Genomic DNA, 10,110 nt, shown 5'->3' with positions numbered 1-10,110 from the left:
GGTGCGGGCATCCGAACTCCTCCCTCGGCGACCAGTGTCGCCTCAGATCAGGTGCCCGGGAAACCGGGGGAAGCTCAGGACCGGGTCGCCGCGCTGCCCTACTCCGCTGGATCGGCGGGTACGAGGCCAGCGACAAGGTCGCTCCCGAGGTCCGGCCGGGTCGGCTGCAGATCTCACTGGTGAACCGCGACGTGGCGGACCAGGGTGCGGTGATCAGCAAGATCGAGGCGCTCGGCGGCTCGGTCCATCTCGCCTCGGCGAGCCGGGGCCTGATCGAGGCGACGCTGAACCGCGCCCAGCTCGACGCGGTGGCCGCGCTCGGCGAGGTGCTCGCCATCGACGCCTGGGCGGCACCGGAGAACGACATGGCCAACGCCCGGGAGGACGGCGGCGCCAGCGCCATCGAGACCGCCCGCGGGTACCGCGGTCAGGGCGTGCGGGGCGAGGTCATGGACGGCGGCCTGCGCGCCACGCACCAGGAGTTCGCCGCCCGCCGGCCGATCATTCACGGCGGCAACACCACCAGCACCAGCCACGGCACCTCGACCTACGGTCAGATCTTCGCCCAGGGCGTCTCCGCCCAGCACCGCGGCCTGCTCCCCGAGGGACAGGGCATCTTCGCCGCCAGCAACATCAGCGACCGGTACGCGCACACCGCCCAGTTGGTCAACCCGACGGGCACCTACCGGGCCGTCTTCCGAAGCAACAGCTGGGGTAACGGTCTGACCACGAGTTACACCCTCGGCCTCGGCGTCGCTGGATGACATCGTCTTCGACCACGACATCCTCATCTGCCCGTCGCAGAGCAACGACGGCACTCGCAGCTCCCGCCCGCAGGCCTGGGCGAAGAACGTCGTCTCGGTGGGCGGCCAGTACCACCGCAACACGCTGTCGCGCAGCGCGACGCGTGTAGTCCTCGTCCTGCACCAAGTCGAAGAAGTCGCCGCCGAGCAGCGACCGCCCCCGCCCGGGTACGTATTCGCTGACGACCGTCAGTGTGGGATCGGTGGTCAGCGGCGTAGGGAGCAGGCCGCGCTGCAATCGGATGTTCTCGCTGGCCTGCATTCGGCTGTCCCGCAGCTCCGTCATGACGGCACGTCGGCGCTGGATGGCGTACTCGATCGTGCGGCCCAGCAGAGCACCGTCGATGTGACCCTTGACGAGGTAATCCTGGGCGCCGGCGGCGACAGCCGCTGTTCCCATGGCCGCGTCGTCCAGACCGGTCAGCACCACCACCGCCGCGTCCGGCCACCGGTGCAGCACCCGGCGTAGCGCCTCCAGCCCGCGACAGTCAGGCAGGTGCAGGTCGAGCAGCACACAGTCCGGCGTCGCCGGTGAGACCGATGCCTCAGCCAGGCTGCTGGCCTGCGCGAACCGGCTGCTGATACCGCTGTCGATCAGCATTTCCCGGGTTAGCAGCGCGTCACCGGCATCATCCTCAATGAGCAGAACCACAAGATCCGCGGCTATTGGCGACGACACCGGTCCGGCAACGCCGACGACGCCTCGGACGACGGCGCCTCGACAGGTCGGCGTCACTGATCACGGCAGATCCCCTCCCTCATGTGCTGCCCCGGCCTGGTGGTGCCATGGGCCGCCCGAATACGGAGGCCGGTTTGGCAGGCTCTTCGCGGTCCACGCCACGGCCTCGGCCAGCGCGTTGCGCCCACGGTCGGACTTCATCAATGCCTCCGGCCAACCCAGAGCACACCAAGGTATCCGGTCTCAAGGGGTCACTTCAGGGTGGGCGTGGTTGCGATCGGTCGACAGGTAGCCAAGTTCCGGAACTATTGGGGCGTAACGGGCAAACAGCGTCTCGTTGGCCAGGTCACCGTCGGGAACGTTGGCGCTTTGCCACGTCGGGAGGACGCGCCCACGCCGGGATGCCTCGACGTCGATTTGGGCGAGGAGCCTCGCCCAGACGTAGGAGGCGCTGAGTGTCGACACCGCGGAGGTTCGGGGCTGGTTTGCCGGGAAGGTGACGTCCCCGGGAGGCACACCGGTGTCGAGAACCACCGTGGCGTGGTCGGTCAGCTGGCCTCCGGCTCTGGCCGCTGCCCCCCGGGCTGCCGCTGTGGAAGTGATCGCGACGACATCCACGCCGCGGTCCTGGCACCCTTGGGCGATCTCGATCGGGTAAGGGTTGCTGCCGCTGGTCGAGAATACTACGGCGATGTCGTCGGGCTTGAGGTTGGCGTTCTCGACGAGGCTTGCACCGAGGCCCGCGGTGCGTTCCGCCTGGGTGCTCTTCACGGCGTTGGTCAGCGGGAAGACGTCGGGGTGCCACAGTGGCCGCACGCAGGCCAGCCCGCCGGCTCGGTAGAAGGTCTCGCAGACCATGGCCAGAGAGTGGCCTGCGCCGGCGACGTAGATCAGGCCGCCGGACTCCACCGAGTTGAGGAGCATCGTCGCTGCGCGCGGCAGCGCGCGGTCCAGGTGCTCGTCGACGTCGGCGAGCAGGGCGCGAACGGTTGCCTTCAGTTCGGAGGTGCTGTCGGTCACGTGAGCGCTTCCTCGAGGTATTTCTTGACCTCCGGTCCCCCGCCGGCGTTGCGCAGCTGCTGGGCGAGCCCTTGCGCGAGCGCTTTCGCGAGGGAGGTGAGGGCGGTGATGTGTTGGCTGTCGTCGGGTGAGCAGAACGAGATGAGCAGGTCGACCGGGTCGTTGGTTTTATGGCCGAAGGTGACCGGCTCGTCGAGCCGTACACAGCCGATCCCCAAGGCCCGGCCGCCCGATTCAGGACGGGCGTGGACGAGCGCCAGGCCGGGTGCCAGGACGATGTAGGGACCTTGCCGACGGACGATGTCCACACACGCGCCGGGGTAGCCAGAGGTGGCAACGCCCAAGCCGACGAGGAGTTCGGCGGCCGACTCGACCGCCTGCTCCCACGTCGCTGCGGAAAAGCCATCGGTCACGGCGATCGGGATCATGAGCCGATCCATCCCTTCTCGGTCAGGGCCTCCCGCAGTTGCGCCTCGAGCCCTTCGGCGTCCAGGAAGTCGCTGATGGTAAGCACCACCGGCGCGAGGTCTTGCAGCCCCTCGGTGTGCATCTCCTGTCCGATCACCACGTCCGGGTTCATCCCTCGGGCGGTGGAGACATCGGTGCACTCGACTCGGGCGTCGAGCCCCAGGGCGCTGACGGCCGTCTCGGTGGTCATCTTCAGCATCAGGCTGGAACCCATGCCTGCGCCGCACACGGTGAGGATGTTCAGAGGGCTGTGTCGGTTCATGCCTGTGCGTCCTTCGTCGGTGTCGGGCTGGTGTTGCTGCTCTCCAGGGCCGCCAGGTCGGGCTTCGGCTCTTCGTCGACCTTTCGTTCACGTCGCCCGAGCCACACCAGCGTCACCACGGTGGCCAGCAGCGCTGCCGCGGGGGCAAGCCACAGGCTCAAGGCACCGATTAGCGGCTCGGCGAGCAGGATCAGCCAGGCGATCACGTACCAGTCAGGGTCAGCAAGGGTCGCCAGCTCCGGCGCCGTGGTGTCGAGCATGCCCCAGGTGATGGCCTGGCCGACCGCGAGCCACAGGCCGGTCAAGACGCCTCCGAAGAGGGCACCACGCCAACCGGCGACCATGTTGCCGAAGATGCCGGCCGCACCGCCGACGAAGAACAGCATGATCATGGGTGGTGCCAGGGTGAACCAGCCGCTGAGGGCGAACAGGGCGATCAGCGCCAGGAAAGTTGCCGTGGAACTGACGAAGCCGAGCATCACCGCAGTCGGGGCGACAGGGAAGACGGTGGGTGCGTCGAGGGCTGGGCGGGTGCCGGGGATGAGGCGGTCACTCACTCCCTTGAAGGCGGGCACGATCTCGGCCAGGAACATGCGCACGCCGAAGAGGACGATCGCGAGTCCGGCCGCGAACCGCAGGCCCACGATGAGCGCCCACACCCAGGTCGACAGGCTCTCGTTCACAGTGGCGGCCTGCTCGGCTGCCACATCCGGATCGGCGAAGGCGACGGCCACCAGCATGATGGCCGAGATGACCAGAGCAGTACTGACGTTGACGTCCTTGAAGAAGGACAGCTGGCGAGGCAGCTTCAGTTTCTCGGCGTCGTGCTTCTCCGGCGACCCGAGCGGCCGCGCCAGCCATCCGGTGAGCAGGCACGCCAGGGAGCTGGTGTGGCCGTAGCCAAACTTGTCGCCCGGGACCACCTTGCGCATCAACGGGCGCATCCACAGCGGCTGCAGGGTCCAGTAGGCCGCCACGATCCCCGCACCGCACAGCACCAAGGTCACTTGGTTGGCATTGGGAGCAACCTGCACGAGCCCGGCGACGGTGATGGCGCTGACCCAGAACATCAGATGCCCGGTGAGGTAGAGGTAGCGCGCCGCGGAGAACAGTCGCACCAGCACGAGGTGCAGTGCGAAGCCCACGGTGATCACCAGGGCGATGCTGCCACCGTGCGCTCCGAGGAAGTCGCCAAGCGACTGGTCAGCAGCGGGCGGGGTGGTGCCCATCGCGCTGGCCAGCACGGTCTGGAAGCTGACCAGGCCGGCGACGAAGACGTCGATGCCAACGAAGAGGATGACGATGCCGACAGTGGCGCGCAGGGTGCCGGCGACGAGGTCTTCGAGCTTCTTCCGCTGCAGGGCGAGGCCGACGAAGGTGATCAGGCCGATCAGGATCGGCACCTGTCCGAAGACGTTGTTGGCGAGGAAGGTGAGGATGTCCTTGAGGGTGTCCATGGTGCTGTCTCTCAGTGATTCTGGGGGACGTAGAGACGGATGTCGTCGACCACAGCGGAACCCTCGTAGTAGTTGAGGTGCGGATCGCCGATAATGAAGCTGTCGGGGTAGGCGGAGCCGGCCGGCCAGGTGTGCTCGGTGGTGTAGCTGCCTGTAGGGCCGGTGTGGGTGAGAGAGGTGTCGAAGCGGCCGTCGTACTCCTCTGGGGTCTGGTTGTAGTGCCAGATCGGCCGGCCGTCCTCGACGAAGTCGTGGTGGTAGCGCAGCTTTGCCTGGCCGATGTGGCGGAACGGGCCAGAAAGCTCGATGGTGTAACCGGTGCGGTCACGCTCCACCGCGAAGGTGTAGGACTGCTCGGGCATCAACTCGGGCTGGAGTTCGGCGGTGGACAGGATGCCGTGGTACTCGCCGTTCGGCCCGATGGGTGCGTCACCGGAGTGGTCACCGCACGAGTTGCGGTAAAAGTACTCGTTGCTCACATTGTTGTTTCCCCTGCGGAACTTGTCGCCGCGCACGAAGATCGCGTTGACGGCGTTGAGGTTGCCGTCGCCCACGCCATAGATCTCGCCGGTCTCGGGATTGCAGATGCCGTCATCCTGTGACCAGGACGCGACGCTGTTGTAGCCGTCCATGATGATCTTGCGTCGGTAGTGGATCCCTGGGTTGCCGTGCGGCGCCGGGTTCTCGTAGTCCAGGATCGTCATGTAGTAGAAGCCGTTTTCGGCGGTGACGTTCCCGTAACCGCAGCGGTCCCGGTTGGGCACCACACCCCGGAAGGTCCACGGATACCCGGTCTTGCACCCAGTGTCGCGGTAGCCGTTGTACTTGCCGTCGTAGGACAGTGAACCGTTGCGCTTGCCGCCGAAGTCGATCCCCCTCAGCGTCACCTCGACGCGATACTCGGCCGGTAGCGGCTTGGTGGGTCGGATCAGCACGCCGGCGTCCCAGCTGGGTTCGTGGATCTGGCCGGCGTGCTCGCCGCCCGGCAGCGTCACGGTGCGGAGTCCGGGCTGGGAGTCCGGAGTTCCGTCGTTGTCCTTGTCCTGCGCGGCGATCTCGGCGGTGAGCCAGCCGCGGGTGCCGAAGGTCACCCGCTTGCGGTACACGCCGAACGAGTCGAGGGTCTGAGAGAAGTAGGGGTCGCTGATCGCCTTCCAGGCCTCGCCGTCGTCGTCGAAGGCGTCCACGTGCCAAGGGCTGTTGGGGCCCTGCGGGTCCTTGACCCAGGGCGCTGCGTCCACGCCGAGTGGGCGGTCGAAGCCCTCCTGAGCCACCAGCCTCCATCGGCTCGGGTCGCCCGCGTGGGCCCGGCGGTGACCGGCCGACGCGGAGTCGCCACCTGAGGTGGCACTGGCAGGCCCGGCGACGGGAAGTGCGGCCGCGAGCAGCGCACCCGCCGCGACCACGGTCCCGAGCTTCTTGATCGATCGGTGTGACATGTCGACGCACTCTCCTTACATGAAGGGCGGGCGGAGTTCGGCCAGCAGCCGGTAGCGGTCGCCGCGATAGATGGAGCGGACGAATTCGATGAGGGTGTCGTTGCGGTCGCGTGTGGTGCGCTCGAACAGAAATGCGGGTGAGAGCACCGGCACGCCGAGCAGCTCCGACTCCTCTTCCGAGGTCACGGTCGGCTCGATTGACTGGGTGGCGATGCCCACTTTGATGCCCACATCACGGAGGTGGTCGTACAGGGACCGGTTGGTGAGGTTCGCGGGGCTGAGATCGGGGAGGAGGGCGTGCGGCAGGTATGCCTGTTCGATGGCCATCGGTTCGCCATCAGCGGTGCGCAGCCTGCGGACGGACCACACCTGGGCGCGCGGAGAGATGTTCAACTGATGGCCGACTTCCGCCCCGGCGAACTTCGCCCGAAACGACACGACCCGGCCGCCCGGTTGCATCCCGCGCCGCTGCATGTCCTCGGAAAACGACGTCAGGGTGAGCGGCATGGCAACCTTGGGCTGCGTCACGTAGGTGCCGCTGCCTTGACGGCGCTCAAGGTAGCCCTCGGCCACCAGCTGGTCCACCGCCGCACGGAGCGTCGGCCGCGAGACCCCCAAGGTCTCGGCGAGCTCACGTTCGGGTGGAATGACCTGCCCCGGCGCCAGTCGGCCATGCATCAGCAGGAGCTGGTCGCGAACACGCTGGCGCTTGGTCACGCCCGGGTCGACGGCTGGTTGCGTCACGATCGGCTCCTCGAATCGGATGCGGGAAACCTAAGCGCGGCCCATGGAGATGTCAATACCAATCTCGCCTTCGATGCGAGGGTGGCACATGCCAGTCCGGTGGGCAGCTGGCCGACATCGGCGTGCAGGAGGCGAAGCAGTAAGGCGAACAAGCGGAGTCCCACAGATGCGGCCCTGTCAGAGGTATTGACCACTTGTCGATCCCGCTCTAAACTCCCCGGTCTCATGGACGTGAAGACAGCACAAGGGGCCTCGTCGACTGAAGCGGCGCCCCTCGACCCCGGTGCCAGACGCATCGTCGGCCTTGGCGTGAGCCCGGGCGCTGCGCACGCGCCTGTGGTTCACATGGCCGACGACGTGTCGGAGCCGGCCGCATCCGCGCCGCTCGATCCCGAGGGGAGGGACGCCGCAGTCGCTCGGCTTTACCAGGCAGCCCGCGAGGTCCAGGCCGACCTGCTCACGCGTGCCGAGGAGGCCACCAGGTCTGCCAAGGCAGTCCTCAGCGCCACGGCGATGATGGCCGTGGATCCCATCCTCCTGGGGCCCGCAAAGGGTCACGTTCTACGTGACGGAGTGTCGCCCGCACGCGCCACCTGGCTTGCAGCGGCTGAGGTGGAGTCGGTCCTGGCTGGTGCCGGCGAAATGATGGCGGCCAGGATCGCCGACCTCCGGGACGTCCGCGACCGACTGGTCTGCGCTCTCGAAGGCCGAGTCATGCCGGGGCTCCCGCGACGCGACACACCCTTCGTGCTGGTCGCCCGGGACCTGGCCCCAGCGGACACCGCTGCGCTCGACGGCAGTCAGGTCGTCGCCCTGGTCACCGAGGAAGGCGGGCCCACTAGCCACACCGCTATCCTGGCCCGCGCGATGGGGATCCCCGCCGTGGTCGGTGCCGCAGGCGCCACCACCCTGGCCGAGGGGGAGATCGTCCTGGTCGACGCAACCGCCGGCACCGTCGAGATCATGGCCGAGGGCGCGACGGTCTCACCCAGCCCATCGGCGACGAGGTCACCGGTGGCCACGTTCGATGGCGTGGGCGCAACCGCGGACGGTTGCCTGGTGCCGCTGCTCGCTAACGTCGGTGACCCCGGTGCGGCCCAGGTCGCGGTCGACGTCGGGGCGGAGGGCGTCGGTCTCTTCCGGACCGAGTTCTGCTTCCTGGGGCGCGCCGCAGCACCATCGGTCGCCGAGCAGGTGTCCGTCTACCGGCAGATCTTCTCGATGTTCCCGGGTAGGAAGGTCGTCGCCCGGACCCTCGATGCCGGATCGGACAAGCCACTGCCGTTCCTCACCGGCGTCGATGAGCCCAACCCGGCGCTCGGCGTCCGGGGTTTCCGGACGGCGGTGAGGTTCCGTGAGCTGCTCGACGCCCAGCTCGACGCGCTCGCCGAGGCCGCGCGGGAAACCGACGCCGAGGTCTGGGTAATGGCCCCGATGGTCTCCACCCCGTCCGAGGCCGCCCGTTTCGTGGCCGCGGCGAAGGAACGGGGGCTGCGAGCGGCCGGTGTCATGATCGAGGTTCCGGCCCTGGCGATCCAGGCCGATCAGACCGTCGCCACCTGCGACTTCGTCTCGATCGGCACCAACGACCTGACGCAGTACGTGATGGCCGCCGATCGGCAACTCGGCGAGGTCGCCAGTTTCAACGACCCATGGCAGCCGGCGGTGCTGCATCTAGTCGCCAGAACCTGTACGGCGGCACAAGCCCACGCCAAGCCGGTCTCGGTGTGCGGTGAGGCGGCGGCCGACCCGGATCTTGCCTGCGTCCTCGTCGGGCTTGGCGTCACCAGCCTGTCGATGACGCCCCGTGCGATCCCGGCGGTGGCGGCCAGGCTCGCCGCGGCACCGCTGGACGCGTGCCAGGAGGCCGCGCGGCAGGCTCTCCAGGCCTGCACGGCCGACGAGGCCCGCGCGGCCGTGCGCCAACTGCTCGACGAGAACGGCCGACCAAAAACCCTGCACACCCCGACCGGAGGAACCCCATGAATCACGACATCGTGTTGGAACGACGCGTAACCGTCGCCAGCAAGGCGGGGCTACACGCGCGTCCGGCGGCGCGGCTCGCCGAAGCTGCCGCCGCCCAGGCGACGCCCGTCACCATCTCCCGCGACGGCGTGCACAAGGTCGACGCCACGAGCGTGCTCGGCCTGATGACCCTCGGCGCCGGCTTCGGCGACGAGGTCGTCCTCACCGCGCAGGGCGAGGGAGCCGACGACGCTCTGGACGCGCTGGTGGTCCTCCTGACAAGCGAACTCGACGACCAATGAACGATTCGTGTTCCCCCCCCCCCCCCCCCGCCGAGGACCGGAAGCCGGTGGCGGTACGTGGCAAGGTGGTGCTAGAGAACTCGGTGCTGCCGGACGGCGTCGGCGTCGTGGACGGGTCCCGGCGGGTTCGTCGACATCCACAACCAGGTCTGTCAATTGCTCCTCTTTCACGACGTCGTGCGCGATTGGGCGGTCGGTGGCGCTCATCCAACCTAGGTGATGATCTCCGTGTGTCGATCCGGTGGGCGCGTCGTGTGTTCAGTCATCCCGCGTTCACCGGGATCTCCCGCGGGCATCTGCACCTGCTACGGACCGAGCTGTTCCCGGTATGGCTGGCGGGTCGGGAAGGTCGCCTGCATGCCCGCCGCGGCGGCCAGCGGCGGCGGGCAGCCGGCGCCGGCCGCCGTCTGATCCTGCGGTTCACCGACCGGCTGATTATCACCCTCGCTCATCTGCGTCTGGGCGTGCCGCACGAAGCCGTGGCGGCGGCGTTCGGGGTGGATCGGTCCACGGTGACTCGAGCGACCGGGCAGGTCCGACCGTTGCTGGCCGGTCGCAGGTTCGCTCGCCCGAGCGGGATCCGGCTGCACACTCTGGCGGACGTGTTCGCATATGCCGCCGCGGAGGTGTGACGCTGCGGCTGGATGCCACGCAGATTCGGGTCCGCCGGCCTCGGGCCGGCCGGCCCGGGCGCAAGGCGTTCGTGTCCGGGAAGGTCAAGCAGAACACGATCAAGGCCACCGTCGTGGCCGACGAGTACGGGGCGAACCTTTGGTGCGGTGGGCACCGGCCGGGCCGGATGCACGACACCACCGCCGCCAGCGTCGAGGTCATCGACGCCCTACCCGCAGGTGACAGTGCTGGTCGACGCTGGCTACCAAGGGCCCGCCAAGGTGTCAAGCCCCGGGTTTGATGGAGAGTTGGTTAGCTGGTTTTCAGGGGTGCGGTGACCGGCTGGGTCATCGCGTGTA

At 68.2% G+C, this 10,110-nt stretch carries 11 protein-coding genes and 1 pseudogene; 5 read left to right on the top strand and 7 right to left on the bottom strand.

The window, feature by feature from the left end; genetic code table 11:
* Positions 1-764 (top strand): annotated as a pseudogene (locus ACVCAH_RS36780) (hypothetical protein); the annotation flags it as partial.
* On the opposite strand, the gene ACVCAH_RS36775 reads toward ACVCAH_RS36780, so the two are convergent.
* The 7 genes from ACVCAH_RS36775 to ACVCAH_RS36745 form a co-directional block, all read right to left on the bottom strand.
* Complete coding sequence (locus ACVCAH_RS36775; protein ID WP_447140826.1) at positions 667-1,455, bottom strand: response regulator; 789 nt, start codon at positions 1,453-1,455, stop codon at positions 667-669. The pseudogene ACVCAH_RS36780 and the gene ACVCAH_RS36775 overlap by 98 nt on opposite strands.
* A 270-nt stretch (positions 1,456-1,725) precedes the next feature.
* Positions 1,726-2,502 (bottom strand): sugar isomerase domain-containing protein, encoded by a 777-nt coding sequence (locus ACVCAH_RS36770; RefSeq protein WP_447140825.1) that lies wholly within the window; start codon positions 2,500-2,502, stop codon positions 1,726-1,728.
* Positions 2,499-2,930 (bottom strand): PTS sugar transporter subunit IIA, encoded by a 432-nt coding sequence (locus tag ACVCAH_RS36765; protein ID WP_447140824.1) that lies wholly within the window; start codon positions 2,928-2,930, stop codon positions 2,499-2,501. Before ACVCAH_RS36765 ends, ACVCAH_RS36770 begins: the two co-directional genes overlap by 4 nt.
* On the bottom strand, positions 2,927-3,232 hold the full coding sequence (locus tag ACVCAH_RS36760; protein WP_447140823.1) for a PTS sugar transporter subunit IIB: 306 nt from the start codon (positions 3,230-3,232) through the stop codon (positions 2,927-2,929). Before ACVCAH_RS36760 ends, ACVCAH_RS36765 begins: the two co-directional genes overlap by 4 nt.
* Complete coding sequence (locus ACVCAH_RS36755) at positions 3,229-4,689, bottom strand: PTS ascorbate transporter subunit IIC (RefSeq protein WP_447140822.1); 1,461 nt, start codon at positions 4,687-4,689, stop codon at positions 3,229-3,231. The genes ACVCAH_RS36760 and ACVCAH_RS36755 overlap by 4 nt, the downstream gene beginning before the upstream one ends.
* Positions 4,690-4,700: 11 nt before the next feature.
* Positions 4,701-6,128: a hypothetical protein gene (locus ACVCAH_RS36750; RefSeq protein ID WP_447140821.1), complete on the bottom strand. Its 1,428-nt coding sequence runs from the start codon at positions 6,126-6,128 to the stop codon at positions 4,701-4,703.
* A gap of 15 nt (positions 6,129-6,143) precedes the next feature.
* Positions 6,144-6,872, bottom strand: coding sequence for a GntR family transcriptional regulator (locus ACVCAH_RS36745; RefSeq protein ID WP_447140820.1), 729 nt, complete (start codon positions 6,870-6,872; stop codon positions 6,144-6,146).
* Positions 6,873-7,097: 225 nt separating this feature from the next.
* Here ACVCAH_RS36745 and ACVCAH_RS36740 point away from each other — a divergent pair, with 225 nt between their 5' ends.
* The 4 genes from ACVCAH_RS36740 to ACVCAH_RS36725 all read left to right on the top strand — a co-directional run bounded on the left by ACVCAH_RS36740 (position 7,098) and on the right by ACVCAH_RS36725 (position 10,052).
* Positions 7,098-8,858 (top strand): phosphoenolpyruvate--protein phosphotransferase, encoded by a 1,761-nt coding sequence (locus tag ACVCAH_RS36740; RefSeq protein WP_447140819.1) that lies wholly within the window; start codon positions 7,098-7,100, stop codon positions 8,856-8,858.
* The gene (locus ACVCAH_RS36735) at positions 8,855-9,139 is read left to right on the top strand and encodes an HPr family phosphocarrier protein (RefSeq protein ID WP_447140818.1); all 285 of its coding nucleotides are present in this window, start codon (positions 8,855-8,857) and stop codon (positions 9,137-9,139) included. Before ACVCAH_RS36740 ends, ACVCAH_RS36735 begins: the two co-directional genes overlap by 4 nt.
* A gap of 230 nt (positions 9,140-9,369) precedes the next feature.
* Positions 9,370-9,771 carry a transposase family protein gene (locus ACVCAH_RS36730; protein ID WP_447140817.1) on the top strand — a complete coding sequence of 134 codons (402 nt, stop codon included), beginning with the start codon at positions 9,370-9,372 and terminating at the stop codon, positions 9,769-9,771.
* Positions 9,768-10,052 (top strand): transposase family protein, encoded by a 285-nt coding sequence (locus ACVCAH_RS36725; protein WP_447140816.1) that lies wholly within the window; start codon positions 9,768-9,770, stop codon positions 10,050-10,052. Before ACVCAH_RS36730 ends, ACVCAH_RS36725 begins: the two co-directional genes overlap by 4 nt.
* Positions 10,053-10,110 lie beyond the last annotated feature (58 nt).

The organism is Micromonospora sp. LZ34, from assembly GCF_052981855.1.
The sequence above is the reverse complement of the archived record's forward strand: the minus strand, read 5'-3'. Positions and strand labels throughout refer to the sequence as shown.